Genomic DNA, 19,915 nt, shown 5'->3' with positions numbered 1-19,915 from the left:
AGCGCCTGTGTGTCGTGATGGATAATCTGAACACTCACAAAGGCGAACTGGCCCAGGAGTGGCTGGAGGGAAACCCATTGGTGAGCTTCCACTATACACCCACTCATGCGAGTTGGGTAAATCTTGCGGAATGTTTTTTCTCGATTTTGACGCGTCAAGGACTCCAGCAATCCGTGCACCGATCCAACAAGGAGCTTGTCCGGCTCCTCAAAGACTTCGTGAGCGAACATAATAAGACCTGCGGCCCGTTTGTCTGGACGAAAGGTCCTGAGAAACTGCGGCGGATCATCCAACTAACCAAGTCTTATCAAATCCAAACGCACAGTCACTAAGGGAACGGTGCACTAGGTATGGCGAAGAAGCCCTAAATGTCATGGTTTGAAAACTATTTTGTCGCGTTCCCCCGCTTGATCGCCGTGCTGCCCCGGATTGGGCCGATGAGCCGGGTATTGACGCCCTGCGACCGGTTCTTCACGTTCCGCAGATGCACACAGCGCCAGTCGTCGGAATTATCATGGGCAGCACATCGGATTGGCCGACGATGGAGCACGCCGCCCGCACCTTGCGCGACTTCGGCGTGGCTTGGGAAGCCGAGGTCGTGAGCGCCCACCGGACGCCGGACAAGCTGGTTTCCTATGCGACGGAGGCCCGCGGCCGCGGCCTGAAATGCATCATCGCCGGTGCCGGCGGTGCGGCGCATTTGCCCGGAATGACCGCTGCCATCACCGACATCCCGGTGCTTGGCGTGCCAGTGGAATCCAAGGCGCTCCAAGGCGTGGACTCGCTGCTTTCCATCGTCCAAATGCCGGCCGGCATCCCGACCGCCACCTTCGCCATCGGCAAGGCGGGCGCGACGAACGCCGCGCTCTTCGCCGTGGCCATGCTCGCTAACAATGACGCCAATCTCGCCGGAAAACTCGCCGATTTCCGCAAAAACCAGACGGCCGCCGTACAATCGGCCGCGCTGCCTCCTCTCGATCCCATTGACTGATTTCATGTCTTCCTCCCTTCCCATTCACGCGCCGCATTGTGTCGTCGGCGTCATCGGTGGTGGCCAGCTCGGCCGCATGATCGCCCTCGCCGCCCGCCAGATGGGCGTGCGCACGGTCATCTGGACCGGCGGTCTCGAAGCTCCTGCCGTCGAGTGCGCGGATGAGGTCATCGACCAACCGTTCGACGATGCTCTGGCGCTGAAGGATTTCTGCAGTCGCGTCACCGTGGCGACCGTGGAGTTTGAAAACATTCCCCGTGAGACTCTGGAGACAGTTGCCAAATGCACCGGGCTGTATCCATCGCCGTACGCCATCTGCATCTGCCAGAACCGCGAGCGGGAGAAGAATTTTCTGCGCGAGCACAACATCCCGCACACCTGGTTCGCCGTGATTTCCAGCGCCGCCGATCTCGCCGCCGCGATGAAGGAACTCAACGGTCCGGGCGTGCTCAAGACCGCGGATTTCGGCTACGACGGCAAGGGTCAGGTCAAACTGGAAGGCGACGAGGATCCGGAAAAAATCTGGGCCGCCTTCGATGCTCCGCGAGCCGTGTTAGAAGCGTGGGTGCCTTTTGAAAAGGAGCTTTCCGTGATGGCCGCGCGCGGTGCGGACGGCGTCACCGTGACTTACGACCCGGCGGAAAACCGCCATCGCCATCACATCCTGGACGTCTCCATCGTCCCGGCCCGCGTCTCGCCGGCGGTGGCGTTGGAGGCTGCGGCCATTGCCCGCCGGGTGGCGGAGGCGCTGGATTATCGCGGCATTCTGGGAGTCGAATTTTTCCTGAAATCCAACGGCTCGCTGCTCGTCAACGAGATCGCCCCGCGCCCGCACAACTCCGGCCACCACACGCTCGACGCCTGTGTCACCTCGCAGTTCGCGCAACAGCTCCGCGCCGTCATCGGCCTGCCGTTAGGTTCCGCCCGCCTGCTCACCCCGGTCGTGATGCTCAATTTGCTAGGCGACATGTGGCCGGACGAAACCACGCCGCCCGACTGGTTGCCGCTGTTTGAGGACGGTGAGGCGCATCTCCACCTCTACGGCAAGCGCCACGCCCGCGGCCGTCGGAAAATGGGCCACGCCAATTTCATCGGCACCACCACCGAGTCCAACCTCGCCCGCGCCGAGGCGCTCAAAGCACTTTGGCTCGCCTGACCCAGGCGCGCCGGGCTTGACGCCGGGCGGTCATGCTTGAATCTGCCCGCCTTGCAGCCTTCAACTGACATTTCATCGTTCCTCGGGGACTCCCGGTGGCGGGACCGCTTCGACGACGAGATCCTCGCCGCCGCCGCTTCGCTTGTTAGCAAGGTGAGAGACTTGCGGATGGAGGAAACCGCGCCGGGCTCGGTGAGTCTGCTAGGCATGGTCGCGAAGGACGAGGCGGAGGTGAATCTCTGGCAGTCCGGCAGCGGCTGGGAGTTCGAAACCTTCTGCTCGTGCGAGATCGGGAATTTCTGCCACCACGCGGCGGCGCTCCTCACCAAGGCGGCGAAGGAACGCGACCCGTCCCGGCTGCAAGGCCGCGGAATCGCCGGGGCGGTCGCCGCCGCCCTGCCAAGCGCGCGGGAACTGATGCACGACCCGCCGCCGGATTTGCCGCGGCTGCGGATGGACGCGCGATTCGAATTGCGGGTGAACCGCGAGCCGGTGGACAAGGCGACGCGGCTGTTATTGCAATCGCTCGGCCAGCCGAACGTGGACTTCTGGATTTCCGCCGAGGCCTCGGTGGTTTACGGCCCGCACCGGAGTTCGCTGCGCTCCAGCGCGCCGGAGTGGGTCAGCTCGATCACGCACGAAGGCCAGGCCGCGATCCTCCAGCACGACGCCGCCGCGGAGAACGCCGCCACCCAGCAGCTCCGCGACACCGGGCTTTCCTCGCTCCAATCCAACTCGGCGTGGAAATTCCTCCTCAACCTGAAATCTCGCGAGACCAGCCAAAGCAAGTCGCCGGACCGCTGGTTTCCCGATCCCGGCCGCGTCCCGACCGACGCGTTCTGGCACCAGTTCCGCGGTGAGATGGTCGCCAAGTTAGAATCACTCGGCTGGCTCGTCACCGTGTCGGACAACGTCGGCCACCGCGTCCACGAAGCGGACCCGGCGAAGTGGCAGAGCTCGCTGGACGCGGGCGACGGCGGCTGGTTCAGCCTGTCGGTCGGCTTCGATGTGGCCGGACAGCGCTACGATCTGCTGCCGATCCTCGCCGGGCTGTTGGAAAATGATTTCCTGGAGGAAACCCTCGACCGCCCGGACAACGGCCACATTTACGCGCCGCTGCCGGACGGCGACGCGCTGAAACTCCCGATCGGCCGCGTGCGGAAAATCCTCAATCATCTGTCCGCGCTGATCGACCCGAAATTCCCCGACAAGGCCCGGCTCCATGCGCTCGACGCCGCCTCGCTCGCCGGTCTGGACGGGCTGGGAATCGACACTCCGCCGCAACTCGCCGAGCTCGCGGCCAAGCTCAAGGACTTCTCCGGCATCGATCCGGTGCCGACCGCCACCGGCCTGCAGGCGACCCTGCGCGACTATCAGCTCGCCGGTTTCCACTGGATGCAGTTCCTCGCCCGCCACGGCTTGCACGGGATTCTGGCAGACGACATGGGCCTCGGGAAAACCCTCCAAACGCTGGCCCACATTCTCACCGAGAAAAAATCCGGCCACTCGCGCGGCTTGCCCACGCTCGTCATCGCGCCCACCTCCGTCGTCCCGAACTGGCGGGCGGAAGCGCTCAAGTTCACCCCGGACCTCCGCGTGCTCGTGCTCAACGGACCGGAGCGGAAGAAATACTTCCGCTCGATCCCGCACGCGGATATTGTTCTAACGTCGTTCGCACTGCTCCAGCGCGACATCGACAAACTCGCGACGGTGCCGTTCCACCTGGTGGTGCTCGACGAGGCGCAATACATCAAGAACCCGCGCTCGAAGATGGCGCAGGCGGCTTGCAAGCTGGATGCAAGGAACCGGCTCTGCCTATCCGGCACGCCCATCGAGAACCACCTCGGCGAGTTATGGAGCCTGATGAATTTCCTCGTCCCCGGCTTCCTCGGCACCGAAGACGCGTTCAACAAACGCTTCCGCACGCCCATCGAAAAAGACGGCGACATGGAGCGGAACGCGGTTTTGAAATCGCGCGTCGCGCCGCTCATCCTGCGCCGCACCAAGGACCAGGTCGCCAAGGAACTGCCGCCGAAAACCGAGCTCGTCCACCTCATCGAGCTCAACACCGGCCAGAAGGACCTCTACGAAACCGTACGCGCCACGATGAACAAGCGCGTCCGCGAAGCCATCGCCGCGCGCGGCATCGAGCAGTCGCAGATCGTGTTTCTCGACGCGCTGCTCAAGCTCCGCCAGATCTGCTGTCATCCGAAGCTGCTGCCGGAGGATTACTCGAACGACGTCGTGGAATCCGCGAAGCTCGATTTCCTCGCCGAGCTGCTCGCCGTGCTGATCGAGGAAGGACGCCGTATTCTGTTATTCTCGCAGTTCACCACCATGCTCGCGCTGATCGAGGCGCATCTGGTGAAGGAGAAAATCCCGTATTTGAAACTCACCGGAGCGTCGAAGGACCGAGGCAAGCTCGTCGAGGATTTCCAGAACGGCAAAGCCCCGGTCTTCCTCATCTCGCTCAAGGCCGGCGGCACCGGGCTCAATCTGACCGCCGCCGACACCGTCATCCACTACGATCCGTGGTGGAACCCCGCCGCCGAGGCGCAGGCGACGGACCGCGCCTATCGGATCGGCCAGAACAACCCGGTCTTCGTCCACAAGCTGCTCTGCCAGGACACCGTCGAGGAGCGCATCCACAAGCTCCAGCAGGAAAAAGGCAGACTCGCCGCCGGGATTCTCGCCGACGCGGACATCTCCAGCCGTCTCGACGCCGCGACCGTGCGGGCGTTGTTGAACGACTGAGGAAGGGCGGGCGTCAACCTTGACTCACCTCAATCAATTCCGTCATCTTCAGTAGCCGGTTCGCTTGGCCTCGCGTAATCTTCGGGCGAATTTCCGCGTGTGCCGGATTCGTGTCAGTTGGATCGGCATGAACATTCAAGTTGCAGCGTGGCACGGATTCCTCGCCAACTGCCAACACCGCACCAACGGTGGTCTTGCCCAAACGCATCAGGATCCGCTCAGGCGGGTTTGCCGCCTCTTCGGCGAGAATCCGCCAAAGATCCTGAATGGGAAGGATCGCCACCCGGCTGACCGAAACGTTGTCTCCTGTGAAAGCACTGGGCGATGCCCGTTCACCATCGAACTTGTCGCTGCAAATCGCGCGGACAATTTCTTCGGCTTCGTCCAAAAACATCATGAGGGCTCAGGCAAGCAGTTCGACAAGTCGATTTGATTCACCGGGTGCCAGCTCCACTTCCGTTCCAGTGGACTCCCGGTAAACCTCGATACCGTCCCGATGGAACTCAATCTGTACCGGACATTCGCCTTGCTCCTCCCACGCGATTTCAACTCCACCGCGGTCGGTCAGAAACAAACTCGGTGTGACTCCCTCCGGCCGTGTGAATCGTTTGAGAAAATCCAACAGGGCGTTCACGGCGCGTGGCGAAAGAGGTTTTCCACAGCCTTCCCCCCAGCCACTTTGGTAAAGCATCCGGAAATGATGCAATCTTCCCCAGCCACGGGCTCCCAGCGTTGAAAGAAGCAGGTCGTCCTGATCCGCCTCACCGGGGGCCGACCACATGAGCGCGCGGGAACGCGTCATGTCCGCCAGATCGGCACTGAGCTGGTAGGGCTCGGTTCCCTTGAAACCGGGGAGAGAGGCAAGGGCGCTCATGTCTGTGGGTATTCGGGGTTCAGAGAGTTAAGGGACTCAGGTTTCAGCAAGCCAAAGAAAACCTCTTTGGAGGTCTGATGCAAGCGCCGAACCCGGTCCAATCCGTCTGTAAAAAGATCCCCATCTCCGCCGGGATGCCAGACATCGAGGTCGAGAACACTCCCGCGTTTGACCCCGGAGGGTTCTTGGAATAGCGCGCCGTTCGAGACTTGCAGCCTTACCTGTCCCTCGGGATGGCGCAGCACCACCGTGGAGGAAAGTTCGCCGCTGGTGAGCGGAGAGCCACCGATGCTGACCCCCATGTTCAGTTGCGGCCACACGTCGTTTTCGAAGAAATCCACGTAACGCAGCCCGATCCTCTCGGCTTCCGAGACGATGCCGGATTCCTGCATGCGTTCGAGAAGCCACGCCAATTCCGTCTCGAAACGGCTCCATCCGGGGTAGTGGTGGGGCCGGGTGATCAACGACAGCACGCGCGGGCCGAATTGAATGCTGAAATCCGCTCCGCCATATTGGAGCAACGGCAGCCAGGTGAAGGCCGGGTTCTTCGACCGGAGATCGTCCGGCATTTTCGACAATGGCAATTCTTTGGACTCGGGATAGCGGTCGCGGATCTTGGGATGAAACATGCCGGGCAGGTTTCGCCACGGCTCGTTACTCACGAAACGGATTTCCACAACGGCCTCGACAATCGGACACGGAGAGATCTTGAGCGGGAGCCGTTCCGGTTTGGGGATCGGGAATTCGGTCGGGGAGGCCATGTCGGGAAATGGATGGAGATTGTGAAGTTCGATAGGGGAGCCGCATTAGAACTCATCGAAGGGGCTTTAAACGCACTGAACCTGTGCGGAGACTATTGGCACAGGATTTGCCACGACAAGCGCCATTTGCACCACCGAGAGGACACGCTGAAAACTTCTTTGGTCCATACCGATGGCAGGTCATGCCCTCGAGATGCCAGGATTCCACGAAGGTTGCAAAACATTGTGCCCGCCCGGAAGCCCGCTATCATCCAGCAGAACGATGAATGCCGAACTCTCCCCACCACAGGTTTCCACCGGCGTCGTTTTCGAGGCCCGTGACTTGCGGAAAATCTACCACACCGGCGAACTCGACGTGGTGGCGCTCGGCGGCGTGGACCTCGAGCTCAACGCCGGCGAGCTCGTCTGCCTGCTCGGCGCCTCGGGCAGCGGGAAATCCACCCTGCTCAACATCCTCGGCGGCCTCGACGTGCCGACTTCCGGCAACCTCATCTACAAAGGCTGGCCGCTCGACGGCTCGGACGAGAACACGCTCACTCTATTCCGGCGGAACTGCGTGGGCTTCGTGTTCCAATTCTACAACCTCATCCCCAGTCTGACCGCCCGCGAGAACGTCGCGCTCATCACCGCCATTTCACGCGACCCGATGACCCCGGAGGAAGCGCTCGACATGGTCGGCCTGAGCGGGCGGATGGACCATTTCCCGTCGCAACTATCCGGCGGCGAGCAGCAGCGCGTCGCCATCGCCCGCGCCATCGCCAAGCGCCCGGAAGTCCTGCTCTGCGACGAGCCGACCGGCGCGCTCGACGTCACCACCGGCGTCGTCGTGCTCGAGGCCGTGGAGCGCATCAACCGCGAGCTCGGCACGCTCACCGTCATCATCACCCACAACGCCGTGATGGCGGAAATGGCCGACCGCGTGCTGCATCTTTCGGATGGGAAAATCGTCAGTTCCCATCGCAACGAGGTGCGCCTGCCCGCGTCGCAACTGAAGTGGTAAAAGGAACATCGAACATCGAAGACGGAACATCGAACGTTGAAGGGAAGATATCTTCCTCTTCACTTCGACGTTCGATGTTTAACGTTCAATGTTCGATGTTCGATGTTCCCACCGCCATGATCTCCCCCCTCGACAAGAAACTCCTGCGAGACCTCGCCAAGATGAAGGGCCAGGTCTTCGCGGTCAGTCTGGTGATGGCCTGCGGGCTGGCGATGATGATCATGACGCGCAGTCTGATCATGACCCTGGAAACGACCCGCGCCACTTACTATCAGCGCTACGCGATGGCCGACATTTTCGCCACGCTCAAGCGCGCGCCTCTATCCGTCGCCGACCAGCTCGCCACCTTGCCCGGCGTGGCCACCGTGGAGACCCGCGTGGCGGTGGACGTGACGCTTGATCTCCCCGGCCTGTCCGAGCCCGCCACCGGCCACATCATTTCCCTGCCCGACGACGGCGGGCCGCAAAAACTCAACCGCCTGTTTCTCCGCAGCGGCCGCTTCCCCCGCACCGACGAGCGCCGCGAGGTCGTGCTGGGAGAATCCTTTGCCAACGCGAACGGCCTGCAGCCCGGCGACTCGCTCGTCGCCGTGATCAACGGCCGCCGCGAAACCTTGAAGATCTGCGGCATCGGCCTGTCGCCGGAATTCGTCTTCGAGGCGCGGGCGGGCGAGACCCTGCCGGACCACAAGCGCTTCAGCGTGATCTGGATGAACTACCGCGCGCTCGCCGTGGCCTACAATCTCGACGGCGCTTTCAACGACGTCTGCATCGACCTCGCGCCCGGCGCGTCGCCCGAGCCGGTCATCGAGGAAATGGACCGCGTGCTCGCGCAATACGGCGCGGGCGGCGCTTTCCTGCGCAAGGAACAAGCGTCCGCCCAACGGCTAGATGACGAGCTGCGCGTGCTGCACTCGTTGTCGGTCGCCTATCCGTTGGTGTTCCTCAGCGTGGCCGCGTTCATGGTGAACGCGGTGCTGGCGCGGATTGTCCGCCTGCAGCGCGAGCAGATCGCCCAGATGAAAGCGCTCGGTTATTCGTCGCGGCAGGTCGGCGTGCATTACTTGAAATTCGTGTTGGTCATCGGCGTGCTCGGCACGCTGATGGGCGGCATCGGCGGCAGGCTGCTAGGCGCGGGGCTGGTGGATCTCTACACAATGTTTTTCCGCTTCCCGACACTGGTCTTCACCATGGACTACAGCGCGCTCGGGCTGGCGCTTTTCATCAGCCTCGGGGCCTCGGTGCTCGGCGTGCTGACGGTCGTCTGGCAGGCGGTGAAGCTCCCGCCCGCGGAGGCGATGCGGCCGGAGCCGCCGGCGGATTTCAAGCCGTCCTTGTTCGAGCGCATCGGCCTGACGCGGTTCTTCAGCCCGACCTTCCGGATGGCGCTGCGCAACATCGAGCGCCGTCCGTGGCAGGCGGTTTTCACCGCGTCCGGACTCGCCCTCGCCACGGGTTTGATGGTGCTGCCCGGCGCGATGAGCGACAGCATCGACTACCTGCTCACCTTCCAGTGGAACAGCCAACAGCGCCAGGACGTCGCAGTTTTTCTGACAGAACCCGGCTCCGGCCGCGGCTTTCACGACCTCGAACACCTGCCCGGCGTGATCCGCGCCGAGCCGATCCGCAGCGTGCAGGCGCGGTTGAAATTCGGCCATCGCGAGCGGAAACTCTCGGTCACCGGCATCGCGCCGGACGCGAATCTGAACCGCTTGCTAGACGACAGCGGCAACGCCATCGCCATGCCGGAAGACGGCCTGCTGATGTCCGAAATGCTGGCGAAAGTCATCGGCGCGCGCATCGGCGACGAGGTGGAAGTCGAGGTGCTGGAAGGCCGGCGCCCGGTGCTCCACATTCCCATCCGCGGCCTCGTCACCGACTTCGCGGGAGTCGCCGCCTACATGGACATTTCCGCCCTGCGGCGCCTGATGAAAGAGGGCGATACGGTCAATGGCGCCTACCTCGCGCTGGATCACAAGCGCTGGGACGAGTTCATGCGCGAGCTCAAGGACACCCCGCGCGCCGCCGTGGTGATGGTCAAGCGCGACCAGCTCGCCGCCTTCCGCGAGACCACCGGCAAGAGCATCGGCATCATCCGCAAGTTGTATTTCGTGCTCGCCACCATCGTCGCCTTCGGCGTGGTTTATAACAGCGCGCGCATCGCCCTGTCGGAGCGCAGCCGCGAACTCGCCACCCTGCGAGTCGTCGGCTTCAACCTGGCGGAAGTCCGCGGCGTGCTCGTCGGCGAGCTGGCGATCCTGGTGCTCGCCGCGCTGCCCGCGGGCCTGCTCTTCGGCCGCGGGCTGGCCCTGTTCATCATGTCGTCCTTCAGCACCGAGACCGTCCGCCTTCCCATCGTGATCAACCCGTCCACCTATTCCATCGCCATCCTCGTCGTGCTAACGGCATCCGTCCTTTCCTTCGCCCTCGTCAGCCGGATGATCGGCAAGCTCGACATGGTCGGCGTCCTGAAAGCACGGGATTAGCCATGAAATGTAGTCCTCCCTAAATCGCTGGAAAACGCCACGTTCCACGAATCCCCGTCAGAAATTCCTCGCCAAACCCGCCCGATATCACACACCCTCCGACGGAACGACTTATAAAGTTCGTTAAAAAAATAAAGACCATCAATCATATCCTCAAACTTTCAATCGGGCTACTCCCATTTGTTTTGCCTATCGTAGCCTGTGCCGACGAAGGCAAAGGAAACGTGGCTGTCAGCAAGGCAGAACAAAGCGCTATCGAAAATAGCTTGATTGAGAATTCAAAGAAATTGAACAAAAATCTGCCGATTATGGTTGATGCTGACACAAGAGGGGACGCAACCCATTGCAATTGGAATGCACTTGTATAAGTCATACAAGGTGTTTTGAGTCAGGTTACGCATTTGAACATTTCCGGCCTTTTACGCCGCGCAGGGCTGCACTTCCTTGCGGATGGCTTCGCCTTTTTCGCGGTCGGCGCGCATGAATTCATAGTCGAGTTGGAGGTTCATCCACATGCCGGGGTTGATGCCGAAGAAGCAGCTCAGGCGCAGATCGTATTCAGGGGTGCAGCGGCGTTTACCTTGTTTCATTTGTGTAAGGTGGGGCGCGGGAATGCCGCAGCGGCGGGCGATCTCCGCTTGGGAAAGGCCGGATTCCTCCAGCGTTTCGCGGAGGGTCTCGGCGAAGAAGTTGAGCAGCGGGATGAGTTGCGGTTTCTTTTTCATGGCGGTGGCTCAGTGATAGTCGGTGATTTGGATATCTGCGGCGGTGCCGTCTTTCCAGCGGAAGACGATGCGCCATTGTTGGTTGATGCGGATGCTCCAGAATCCCTTGAGATTGCCAGAGAGTGATTCGAGGCGGTTGGATGGTGGTTGGCGGAGTTGGTCGATGGCAATGATCCGGTGAAGCTGGCGGAGCTTCATGAGCGCCCGTGGCTGAATGTCGCCCGGGAATTTCCGGGAGGTTTCCCCATGAAAGACTTTGGAGGTTTCCTTGCAGGTGAAGTTTTCGATCACTTGCGGCGAACGTTGCCGAATTTGATAATGATTTCAAGAAGAACCTGAGAGTTTCACTCCAGCCAGTTTTCAAACCGCAGGCCGGGGACTTGGGCGAAGTCCACGGTGTTGCGGGTGAGGAGTGTGGCATCGTGGGCCAAGGCGATGCAGGCGATTCGCAGATCCATGGTGGCGATGCGGATTCCTTCGCTGCGGAAGCACGAGAAGGCGGCGGTGGATTCGGCATCCAGCGAGAGAACCACCCACCGGGCGAAGAAGTTCACGCGCTCGATGAGCTTTTGGTAGGCGAGGATGCGTTCGTCCGGATCAAGGGTGCGGTTGGTGCGGGCCAGTACGCCGCGGAGTTCTTCTTCCAGCGTGATGCGAACATTGAACCTCGAACGTTGAACATTGAAATAAGAGGAAGATGACAGGGGAAGAGGAACCAAGGTCTCGGCACGAAAATCGCGCTCGCATATGAGACGGAAATGCGGCATTTTCACGCCATGAGCATGCTAACCCTCACACCGACTGCAGCCCGTGGCAATCTCTCCGAGCTACTACGCCGGGCGCTCAAGGGGGACGACATCGGCATCGTGGTCGATGGGAAAATCGTCGCCCTCCGTCCGGTCGCGGTGGAGTCCATGGACTACGCGACGCGCGAATACGGCGCGACGGTGGCGGAATTGGATCAATTCGAACAACGAACTCATGGCCAAATCGAAAAAGCCCGCAAAGAAGGCAAGCTTCACGACCTCACCGGAGACATCGAAGCCCTCCTTGAAGGCAAGGGTCACTGAGGAATTACTGGAACAAATCCGCTCCAAGTCAAAGTCGGAGCGGCAGGAAATCGGCGATGCAATCAACGGGGTTCTTGAAAGCTGGGGACGGCTTCATCTGCATTCCGGGATCGGGATTCGTCGTCTCACAAAGACCATTTACGAGTGCCGGGTCGGCCTGGATGACAGGCTGGCATTCGTCTTCACCGCATCACCGGCGGAACTGGTTTTCTTCTTCATCGGCAACCACGATGGAATCCAGAAATTGATTCGATCCAACCGATGAAAACAAAAGCATCTCAAAACGCCCATCGAGGCAGTGACTTCCGCGATTTCCTCGCCGGAGAAGGCATCCTGCCCGAGGTTGAAGTGATCGCCCTCAAGCGCGTGGTTTCTTTCCAACTCCAGCAGATCCTCGAGCAGGAGCACGTCACCAAGACTAAGCCAAGCGCAGATCGTATTCGCGGGTGCGGCGGCGTTTGCCTTGTTTCATTTGTGTAAGGTGGCGCGCGGAAATGCCGCAGCGGCGGGCGATTTCCGCTGGGGACAGGCTGGATTCCTCCAGCGTTTCGCGGAGGGTCTCGGCGAAGAAGTTGAGCAGCGGGATGAGTTGCGGTTTCTTTTTCATGGCGGTGGCTCAGTGAACATTGAACATCGGAGTGCGAGAAAACGGGACTCAGTGTTTGCTGGGGAGCCGGAGGACTTTGATGCCGGGAATGGTGTCGAAGTGTGGGTCGCGATGCACCAGGATGAGACCCGCCGCATCCGCGACTCCGGCGATGAGCGCATCGGCCAAGGGTAGACGACCTGGTGCAGCATTTCGTAAACGGATCGCCCCAAGGCAGGACTCGGCGTCCACGGGAAGGAGGGTGGTCAGGCTGACGGTATATTGCAGGAAGGCATTTTCCCGCTCTTCCACCTCGGGCACCAGCGCGCGGAGCCTTGTATCGAGCTCGACCCAGGAAGGAGCCGCAAGGGCGACGACGCTTGGCCCACGGGCAAGCAGGCTTGCCACTTCGTCCGCGCCGGGTTCATCCAAGTAATGGGCAAGAATGGCGGAGGTATCGAGTAAATGGGTCATTGGAGGCTGGTGGAGCGGGTGGATTCGTCAGCAGATCGCTCCGCAAGCAAGGCGGCGCTTGGGTCTTGTTCCGGTTTGAGGAATCGCTTTCCAGCTCCGCGCAGACTGGCCGCGATGACGGACGGCTCTGGCAAGACGATGCAGCGGATTTCGTCGGGTTTGGAAGATAGCTGCCAGTCGATTCTGGATCCGCTCTTGAGGCCGATGCGATTGGCGATCGCTGCCGGGATGGTGATTTGATTTTTTCCTGTGACCGTGGTAATCATGGGTAAGATATATTCCATGTAGATTTTCCGATCAAGGGAAACATGGGCTCCGTGGAAATTTCACCTTGGCACGGGACGACTTTCCCCGGATACGGCCATCGCGGCTGAGCGGGGCGGACATGGCGATGCAAACATTGAACATCGAACGTGCAGCATTGAACATTGAAATATGAGGAAGAGTGGACCGCGAAGGCGCAAAGGACGCGGAGGGACGCAAAGATTTTGGGTATGAAGTGAAACGCGCGACGTGGACCCCGCTCGGCGCCGCATCGGCATCACGCCCAACCGGCAGCTCGCCCACCGTCGGCGACGGGGTGACGGAGTCCGGCGCGAGCGCGCTGCGCACGTTGGAGTCGCGCGATCTTTTCCTCACGACCCATCCGGCGCACCCGCAGCGCTTTCTCTGCCTGCACGCCGCACCGTGGTTTACGCGAGGCTCCAGCAAAAAGGGGATCGGGACCAGCCCCGCCCTCGGCGTGGCCGCCTGCTAAAAACACAAGGCCTTTCCCGTCTCCACGCAGGCGGCGGCGTAGAGATACATGGACGCGGACCAAGTCTGCCAGTCCTCGCCCGCGGGGCTGCCGTCCTGGGCGCGGAACCACTCGTTGAAGCCGAAGGACGCGGGAGGCCGCTTGCGGGAGATCCGCACGAGGCGGGTGAGGGCATGCAGCTTTGCTGCCGCCATGTCCTGCTCGCCGGCGGCCACCATCGCGGCGATGTGGAAGCCGCAGACAAAGGGCCAGACGCCGCCGTTGTGATAGTGGCCGGGCGGGTTGTAGATCTCATAACGCGGGTGCCAGTCGGGATCGGCCGGCTGCATGAAGGGGAACAAGCAAGGCGCCAGATCCACGGCCAGCTCGCCGTCCCCGCGCATCCCGGCGCAGCGCGCTTCGATCCACGCCAGCATCTCGCAAGCCCGCTCGCGGTCCGCTAGGCCGGTGAGGATGGCGAGGCTGTTTCCTAGCAGGTCGCAGCGCTTGTCCCGCAGCACTTTGTAGAACCAAACGGCATAGGTGGCCTGCCCCTCGGTGACGAAGCCTCTGCCGTCCGCGCGGTTCGCGTCGATCCGCAGGGCTTCCGCGCGCGCGTCCATGCCGAGGACTTTCCGATAGCCGTGCACGAGCGCGTTCACATACAGGCCGTGGCCGAGGACCCATTGCTCGTCCCGCCAGTCGCTCGTCGGCTGCTGGCCCACCAGCTCCCGGTCGTCAATGGTCTGATAGTCCATCCACCGGAGGGCCCTTGTCGCCGCGTCTTCCAGGAAATCCTCGTCTCCGGTGAAGTTGCGGAACATGCCCAGCACCAAGAGGAACAGCGGCGTGGTGTCGCTGGCTCCGCGGTCCTCGGGATCGTGCACCAGCGAGGAGATCATCCCGCGAAGGCTCTGGTTCAGGGCGAGGGTCGCCAGCACCCGGCGCAGCGAGTGGAGCAGCACCTCGTTTTCCGAGGCGAAGATGCCGAGGGCGGAAATGAGCAGGTCCCGGGTGTAAGGCTCGGGATAGCCCCAGCCCGCCGTGCGCGGGAGGCCGTCATAGGGGCCGCAGGAATTGTGCAGGAGCACTTCGAGGGCGGCGGTTTTGGCTTCTTGAATGGACGCGTTCATATCAGGAGGGATGCTCGTTGAGAATTTCCATCAGGCGGCGGGCGACGACCCGGTAGGCATAGCGCTCCACCACCCGCCGCCGTCCCGCCTCGCCCATCCGCTGCCGGAGACCGGGGTCGTTGAGGAGTTGTTTCAAATGCCCGGCAATGTCCTGCGGACTGGCGCGGTAGTCCGCGACTCGCCGTTTGTCGAAGACCACCCGATGGTTCGGCTCGAAGCCCGACTCGGGACCTAACACGGTTTCCGTGATGCGGATTTCCCGCGCCACGCCGGCGAGAAACGCGGTTTCCCCGTGCACCAGCGTGTCGAGCATGGCCATGGCGCGGATGCCGATGACTGGCTTGCCGCAGGCCCCCGCCTCCACCTGCGGCATCCCGAACCCCTCCAGCCGGGATGGCGCCGCATAGACGTCGCACGCGGAAATCAGATAGGGCATGAGATTGCGGGAAACCAGGTGGGTTTGGAAGCTCACCCGGTCCGCGATCCCGAGGCTGCGGGCCAGTTCGAGATCGAGATTGTTCTGCACGGTCGTCCGGTCCTGCGGCCAGACCTTGCAGACATAGCGCCACGGAGGTACCTCGTCGCCCAGGGTGGCGAGGGCCTGCATCACTTCGCGACCGCCCTTGGAGGCGGCGTCGCCACCCACCGTTAGGATCAGGAGTTCCTCCGGTGAAACCCCGAGTGCTTTCCGGACGGCCTGGACCGCAGGGTCATCCGCAGGCCGGGGAATGAAGCTGTCCGTGTCACATCCGACAGGCAAGGTCACGGCATGGTCCCCCCGGATGCCGTCCCTGACGAAGGTTTCCCGGACCCAGTCCGACGGCACGAGGATGAGCGGCATCTCGTCGAGCACGTCGCGGTAGTTGGCGACATAGCCGTCTGCCAGAATCCAAGGCACCGCGCGGATGCCGAAGCGCTGGGGATGGAGGACGATGTCCGGCACATCCCCCCAGAAACCCACGCCCACCACCACGTCCGGCTTGAACGAGTGGTAATACCATTCCTTTTCGAGGTCCGATTGGAGGTGCGCCGGGCGGGCGTCCACGCCGATTTCCAGCAGCCCCTTGTAGAGCAGATCCCCCTGGGTCGCGAGTCCGCCGGGGGACGGAGGATAGTGATAGAGAACCAGGATTTTCATGGGGGGAAGTATTAGGGAACAAGGTCATCCTCGCTGAAACAATGGAAGGCCTCGCCACGCGTCACCGCGCGGGCTTCCCAACTGTCCGTGCCGAATCCATAGACTTCGGTGATGATCGCGGACTTGCGGTCCCACAGCTCGTCGGACAGGGAAAACCGGAAGTCGGCGTTCTCACTCGGCCGGGGAGGGCCGGCGCCGCCTTCGTCCTCGTAGGCGAACTGCCAGAGCTTTCCGGCCCGGAGATCCCCCCTCTTCCATAACACCCGGACCGCCCGTGAGACCTCCTCGTGCCGGCGGTGGCGGGTGTATTCGCCGCGCGGGGCGTGGGTGATGAGAAGGTCGAAGTCGCGCCCCGGCAGCAGTGACAGGAGGGTGTCCCGCACCAGCGTGGCGGGGAGCGGGGCCTGGTCGGGACTGTCGTCCAAATCGCCCATCACGCCCTGCGCGGTGAGCCGTTCGAGGGCGGACAGGAATTTCGGAGCCCGCTCCGGATCGCTGCCCCGGCAGAGTGTCACGACGAATGGCGACCACTCGGGATGGCTGAGGAGGAGGCCTCCCGCCCACAGGGTTTCATCATCGGGATGCGCCACCACCACCGCGACACGGCGGATCGCTCCCAGCTCCAGGTCTTGTTCCATCAATGTGTTCATAGGGTCCTCCTGCTTCCCAGGGGCCGGATGGCGCAACTACGCCATTCGACGATTTGAACACAATCTCACGAAACTCTATTTCATACAACTCCTATCGTGCCTCCAATCCAGGCGGAGGATTCCGGAGTTATTTGCCGGAACGGATGGCCCGCGCGTTGACGATGAGCAGATCCGCCGAGGAACCTTCGGCGACTTGGCCGGTGACGGTGACGGTCGCGAGTTTTTCCAGCCCACTAACGCCCTCGACGGGCTCCTTGAGGACGCGGCCGTCCGCGCCGACGATCTGGATGGTGGCGGTGCCCCGCTTCTTGTCTTCCGGGGAATCGCAACAGGCATCCCACGGGGTTTCGCACTTGTCTCCGGGCGTGTCATTGCACGCGGTTAGGATTTCGGGGTCGCCGAGGATGAAAGCGGCGCGCCCCTCCACGAATGGATTCGCATTGCCCATGATGCGGCCGCTCAGGGTGACCTCGTCGCCGGGCTTGGCGGAAGAGCGGACGAGGTGGATCGACTTCGGTTCTCCCGCGGGAGCAGTGGCGAGCACGGCGGATAGGGCGGCGCTGGTTTCCCTGGCCGGGGTGGCGGCGGCTTGGGTTGGCTTCTCCTTGCACGAGGCGAGAAGGGCGGCGGTGGCGATGAGCAGGCAGGTGGTTTTCATAGGATTTGGGATTGTTAATTCAGGACATTCGGAGAGCGCTGGGAAGCGGCGGCCTGAGGCAGCGGATGGCGGGCGGCAGGGCGCCGAGCAGTCCGAGAAAGAGCCCGGTTAGAATGCCGGTGATGGCGACGCCGGGGCCGATTTCCAGGGTGAACGCGCCGATCGAAAACGGAAGGGTCCTGCCATCGAGCAAGGTGACGGCGACGACGGATGCGAGCAGCGCGCCTGTCAGGCAGGCGAGCGTGCTTTCCTGGATCAGGCTGAGCAATAGCGAGCCGCGTCCGAAGCCGATCGCTTGCAAGGTGGCCATCTCGCGGACGCGCGAGGCGAAGGCGGCGTAGAGCGTGTTGACGCCGCCGAACAACGCTCCCGCGGCGATCAGGCCGGCGGTGATCCAGGTCATCGCGCGCAGCGGTTTGAAGAAGGCGCTGAGGCGGTCGTAGTAGTCGCTTTCCCGCAGCGCGCTGAGTTCGAGATCGAGCCGCTGTTTGGCGAAAAGATCGGCTTCCGCGTAGTCGGCGGGATCATCGAGGCGGAGGACGACACAGGAGAGCGTTTCCCGTTTCGCGAGCATCCGCAGATCGCCGAGGCTGGCCCAGATTTCCGACTCCAGCACGGTGCCGGGAGCGGCGAAGACGCCGGAGATTTTGAGTGGCTGGTGGTCGAGGAGGATCGTTCCGCCGAGCTTGAGGTCGCTTTCCTTCCAGCCGAGTTTCCGCCACGCCAGACGGCCGGCCATCACCTCGCCCGCGCCGGGGAAGGCCCCGTCTATCAGCCTGACCTCCGGATGCACCCGCAGCGCCTGCGGCGTCACCCCGCGGAGCGTTCCCTGGCTGCGGCGTCCGTCCGGCAGGTTGAGGAAATTCATGTAGTGGATCTCGCTGGAAACAGCGCGCACTCCGAGGGATTCTGAAATTCCGATGATCCCGGCTTCGGCGATTCCCGCGGTCCGCTCCGCGACTTCGCTGCGCTGGATGCTTTCCTCGGAACCCGCGCCGACGAGGATGACATTCCGCTCCGATCCGGAGGCTGATAGCACGCGCTCCATGCCGTGGTTGATGGCGACCGAAGCCATGACCAGCAGCACGACCACCGCGCTGCCGCCGACGGTTTGCAGCAGCCGGGTCTTGGAGCGGAACAGGTTCCGCACGGCGTAGGTGAAGGGGAGCATGTCAGCTGCGGAGGTTTTTGACGATCGGCTGGGTCATCGCCTGGAAGGCGGGCCACAAGGAGGCGAGAATTCCTAACATCAACGAGGCGCCCACTCCGGCTGCGATGACGGTGGCGTCCGGTTGGATGGCGAGGGTCTGTCCTTCATTGCCCATGGTGAAACTCTGCCAGCGCAGGAATGCGGCCGCCAGCCCGACGCCCACCACGCCGCCGGCGACCCCTAACATCCCGCCCTCGCTCAGGACGAGCCAGCCGATGGCGCGGCCGGGAAATCCGAGGGTGCGCAGCACGGCGTTTTCCTTCACCCGGCCGCGGACGACTAGCAGAAGCGCGTTGGCCACCAGCCCGCCCACGGCGATCACCGCGCCGACACCGAGCCAGCGGGTGAAGCCGATGAGCTCGATGAGTTCGGAGGCGGTCTCGGCGAAAAAGGCCTTCTCCGGGCGCGTGTCGGTGGGTTCCTGGCCGGAGCGGAACATTTCATCGATCGCCTTCGCCACCGGATCGAGTTGCTTCGAGTCGCCCACCCGCACGTTGAACTGGGTGACCACGCCGAGTCCGGCGCGCGAGGCCTGTTGGAGAAACGGGAGCTTCACGTAGGCGACGTTGTTGTCCTGCGCGAAGGGCGAGCGGAGGATGCCGGAAACGGTGACGGTCACGCCCGCGGCGTCGAAGCGGTCACCGGGCTTGAGTCCGCGGCGGCGGGCGAAAATCTCGCCTAGCAGGGCTCCGTCGTCGCGGCGTTGCCAGGCGTCCTCGCTGCCTTCGATGATGGTGATTTCAGGGGCGAATTTCCGCAGCAGGTCGCCGGGGACGCCGCGGAAGGTGACGACATCGAGCGACGCGCCGCAGTTGTTGACGACGATCTGGACCGGCACCACCTCGCGGACGCCGCCGACGCGGCGGATTTCATCGGCGTAATGCTCGGGCAGCCGGCTTGCGGAGGGGCAGAAGCGGTTCTGCCGATAGACCACCAGCGTGGTGTCGGCGGCGGTCGCGGCGGTGGCCTTCGCCAACGATCGCTGGAGGGTTTCCACGGCGGTGAACAGGAACATCCCGGACGCGACGCCGAGGATCGTTAGCAGCGACCGCACGCGGTGGCGGACGAGCTGGATCCAAGCGAGCTTCAGCAGATTGAGCGCGGGATTCATGGGTTTTCGAGAAGCTGGCCTTTCTCCAAATGCAGGATGCGGTCGGCGGCGGCGGCGGCTTTGGCATCGTGCGTGACCATGACGATGGTCTTGCCGAACTCCGCGGCGAGCTGGCGGAGCAGGTTGAGGATCCGGGTGGCGGACTCGCGGTCGAGATCGCCGGTGGGCTCGTCCGCGACGAGCAGCGGAGGATCCGCGACCATGGCGCGGGCGATGGCGACGCGCTGCTCCTGGCCGCCTGATAGTTCGGATGGCGTGTGATGGATGCGGTCGCCCAGTCCCACGAGTGCCAGCGCGGTTTCCACCCGGGCGTGGCGGTCCTTTTTGGACAGCGGGGAGAGCAACAGGGGCAGCTCGACGTTTTCAAAGGCGGTGAGCACCGGCACGAGATGATAGAGCTGG

At 62.8% G+C, this 19,915-nt stretch carries 25 protein-coding genes; 8 read left to right on the top strand and 17 right to left on the bottom strand.

Annotated elements, in window-relative coordinates; all coding sequences use genetic code 11:
* From AC4DF4_RS12620 to AC4DF4_RS12605, 4 genes are all read left to right on the top strand, one after another.
* A partial coding sequence (locus tag AC4DF4_RS12620; RefSeq protein ID WP_490048463.1) for a transposase occupies positions 1-332 on the top strand: 332 nt, incomplete at its 5' end.
* A gap of 152 nt (positions 333-484) precedes the next feature.
* Complete coding sequence (gene purE, locus AC4DF4_RS12615) at positions 485-991, top strand: 5-(carboxyamino)imidazole ribonucleotide mutase (RefSeq protein WP_490048462.1); 507 nt, start codon at positions 485-487, stop codon at positions 989-991.
* Between the two features lie 4 nt (positions 992-995).
* Positions 996-2,147, top strand: coding sequence for a 5-(carboxyamino)imidazole ribonucleotide synthase (locus AC4DF4_RS12610; protein WP_490048461.1), 1,152 nt, complete (start codon positions 996-998; stop codon positions 2,145-2,147).
* A gap of 51 nt (positions 2,148-2,198) precedes the next feature.
* The gene (locus AC4DF4_RS12605) at positions 2,199-4,901 is read left to right on the top strand and encodes a DEAD/DEAH box helicase (RefSeq protein ID WP_490048460.1); all 2,703 of its coding nucleotides are present in this window, start codon (positions 2,199-2,201) and stop codon (positions 4,899-4,901) included.
* Positions 4,902-4,914: 13 nt separating this feature from the next.
* Here the strand turns inward: AC4DF4_RS12605 and AC4DF4_RS12600 are convergent, their stop codons facing one another.
* Genes AC4DF4_RS12600 through AC4DF4_RS12590 form a run of 3 tightly spaced genes read right to left on the bottom strand, consistent with a single transcriptional unit; the run spans position 4,915 to position 6,536 of the window.
* Positions 4,915-5,289: a hypothetical protein gene (locus tag AC4DF4_RS12600; RefSeq protein ID WP_490048459.1), complete on the bottom strand. Its 375-nt coding sequence runs from the start codon at positions 5,287-5,289 to the stop codon at positions 4,915-4,917.
* 15 nt (positions 5,290-5,304) lie between these two features.
* On the bottom strand, positions 5,305-5,775 hold the full coding sequence (locus tag AC4DF4_RS12595) for a hypothetical protein (protein WP_490048458.1): 471 nt from the start codon (positions 5,773-5,775) through the stop codon (positions 5,305-5,307).
* Positions 5,772-6,536, bottom strand: coding sequence for a TIGR04255 family protein (locus AC4DF4_RS12590; protein ID WP_490048457.1), 765 nt, complete (start codon positions 6,534-6,536; stop codon positions 5,772-5,774). Before AC4DF4_RS12590 ends, AC4DF4_RS12595 begins: the two co-directional genes overlap by 4 nt.
* Positions 6,537-6,798: 262 nt before the next feature.
* Between AC4DF4_RS12590 and AC4DF4_RS12585 the strand changes: the two genes are divergently transcribed.
* Together AC4DF4_RS12585 and AC4DF4_RS12580 are read left to right on the top strand one after the other, a co-directional pair.
* Positions 6,799-7,536 carry an ABC transporter ATP-binding protein gene (locus AC4DF4_RS12585; RefSeq protein WP_490048456.1) on the top strand — a complete coding sequence of 246 codons (738 nt, stop codon included), beginning with the start codon at positions 6,799-6,801 and terminating at the stop codon, positions 7,534-7,536.
* 116 nt (positions 7,537-7,652) lie between these two features.
* Positions 7,653-10,022 carry an ABC transporter permease gene (locus AC4DF4_RS12580; protein ID WP_490048455.1) on the top strand — a complete coding sequence of 790 codons (2,370 nt, stop codon included), beginning with the start codon at positions 7,653-7,655 and terminating at the stop codon, positions 10,020-10,022.
* A gap of 419 nt (positions 10,023-10,441) precedes the next feature.
* On the opposite strand, the gene AC4DF4_RS12575 is transcribed toward AC4DF4_RS12580, so the two are convergent.
* The 3 genes from AC4DF4_RS12575 to AC4DF4_RS12565 are packed head-to-tail and all read right to left on the bottom strand — an operon-like array spanning position 10,442 to position 11,466.
* Positions 10,442-10,747: a HigA family addiction module antitoxin gene (locus AC4DF4_RS12575; RefSeq protein ID WP_490048454.1), complete on the bottom strand. Its 306-nt coding sequence runs from the start codon at positions 10,745-10,747 to the stop codon at positions 10,442-10,444.
* A 9-nt stretch (positions 10,748-10,756) separates the two neighbouring features.
* Positions 10,757-11,038, bottom strand: a complete 282-nt coding sequence (locus AC4DF4_RS12570; RefSeq protein WP_490048453.1) for a type II toxin-antitoxin system RelE/ParE family toxin — start codon at positions 11,036-11,038, stop codon at positions 10,757-10,759.
* 53 nt (positions 11,039-11,091) lie between these two features.
* Positions 11,092-11,466: a type II toxin-antitoxin system VapC family toxin gene (locus AC4DF4_RS12565; protein ID WP_490048452.1), complete on the bottom strand. Its 375-nt coding sequence runs from the start codon at positions 11,464-11,466 to the stop codon at positions 11,092-11,094.
* 57 nt (positions 11,467-11,523) lie between these two features.
* On the opposite strand from AC4DF4_RS12565, the gene AC4DF4_RS12560 reads away from it, so the two are divergent.
* On the top strand, positions 11,524-11,817 hold the full coding sequence (locus AC4DF4_RS12560) for a type II toxin-antitoxin system Phd/YefM family antitoxin (RefSeq protein WP_490048451.1): 294 nt from the start codon (positions 11,524-11,526) through the stop codon (positions 11,815-11,817).
* Between the two features lie 138 nt (positions 11,818-11,955).
* On the opposite strand, the gene AC4DF4_RS12555 is transcribed toward AC4DF4_RS12560, so the two are convergent.
* Genes AC4DF4_RS12555 through AC4DF4_RS12540 form a run of 4 tightly spaced genes read right to left on the bottom strand, consistent with a single transcriptional unit; the run spans position 11,956 to position 13,143 of the window.
* On the bottom strand, positions 11,956-12,225 hold the full coding sequence (locus tag AC4DF4_RS12555; RefSeq protein ID WP_490048450.1) for a hypothetical protein: 270 nt from the start codon (positions 12,223-12,225) through the stop codon (positions 11,956-11,958).
* 10 nt (positions 12,226-12,235) lie between these two features.
* Complete coding sequence (locus tag AC4DF4_RS12550) at positions 12,236-12,424, bottom strand: hypothetical protein (protein ID WP_490048449.1); 189 nt, start codon at positions 12,422-12,424, stop codon at positions 12,236-12,238.
* A gap of 48 nt (positions 12,425-12,472) precedes the next feature.
* Positions 12,473-12,877, bottom strand: a complete 405-nt coding sequence (locus AC4DF4_RS12545) for a type II toxin-antitoxin system VapC family toxin (protein WP_490048448.1) — start codon at positions 12,875-12,877, stop codon at positions 12,473-12,475.
* Positions 12,874-13,143, bottom strand: coding sequence for an AbrB/MazE/SpoVT family DNA-binding domain-containing protein (locus tag AC4DF4_RS12540; RefSeq protein ID WP_490048447.1), 270 nt, complete (start codon positions 13,141-13,143; stop codon positions 12,874-12,876). Before AC4DF4_RS12540 ends, AC4DF4_RS12545 begins: the two co-directional genes overlap by 4 nt.
* Before the next feature lie 233 nt (positions 13,144-13,376).
* Here AC4DF4_RS12540 and AC4DF4_RS12535 point away from each other — a divergent pair, with 233 nt between their 5' ends.
* Positions 13,377-13,634, top strand: a complete 258-nt coding sequence (locus AC4DF4_RS12535) for a hypothetical protein (protein ID WP_490048446.1) — start codon at positions 13,377-13,379, stop codon at positions 13,632-13,634.
* Here the strand turns inward: AC4DF4_RS12535 and AC4DF4_RS12530 are convergent.
* The 7 genes from AC4DF4_RS12530 to AC4DF4_RS12500 all read right to left on the bottom strand — a co-directional run.
* Entirely contained in the window at positions 13,631-14,746 is a 1,116-nt protein-coding gene (locus AC4DF4_RS12530; RefSeq protein ID WP_490048445.1) for a glycoside hydrolase 100 family protein, read from the bottom strand. The genes AC4DF4_RS12535 and AC4DF4_RS12530 overlap by 4 nt on opposite strands.
* Before the next feature lies 1 nt (position 14,747).
* A complete protein-coding gene (locus tag AC4DF4_RS12525) occupies positions 14,748-15,884 on the bottom strand; it encodes a glycosyltransferase family 4 protein (RefSeq protein WP_490048444.1) in 1,137 nt (378 codons plus the stop codon).
* An 11-nt stretch (positions 15,885-15,895) separates the two neighbouring features.
* A complete protein-coding gene (locus AC4DF4_RS12520; protein WP_490048443.1) occupies positions 15,896-16,522 on the bottom strand; it encodes a PIG-L deacetylase family protein in 627 nt (208 codons plus the stop codon).
* Positions 16,523-16,661: 139 nt separating this feature from the next.
* Positions 16,662-17,192 (bottom strand): hypothetical protein, encoded by a 531-nt coding sequence (locus tag AC4DF4_RS12515; protein ID WP_490048442.1) that lies wholly within the window; start codon positions 17,190-17,192, stop codon positions 16,662-16,664.
* Positions 17,193-17,211: 19 nt separating this feature from the next.
* Positions 17,212-18,363: an ABC transporter permease gene (locus AC4DF4_RS12510; RefSeq protein WP_490048441.1), complete on the bottom strand. Its 1,152-nt coding sequence runs from the start codon at positions 18,361-18,363 to the stop codon at positions 17,212-17,214.
* Between the two features lies 1 nt (position 18,364).
* Positions 18,365-19,513: an ABC transporter permease gene (locus AC4DF4_RS12505; protein WP_490048440.1), complete on the bottom strand. Its 1,149-nt coding sequence runs from the start codon at positions 19,511-19,513 to the stop codon at positions 18,365-18,367.
* A partial coding sequence (locus AC4DF4_RS12500) for an ABC transporter ATP-binding protein (protein ID WP_490048439.1) occupies positions 19,510-19,915 on the bottom strand: 406 nt, incomplete at its 5' end. The genes AC4DF4_RS12500 and AC4DF4_RS12505, both read right to left, overlap by 4 nt.

This window comes from Luteolibacter sp. (assembly GCF_058122085.1).
The sequence above is the reverse complement of the archived record's forward strand: the minus strand, read 5'-3'. Positions and strand labels throughout refer to the sequence as shown.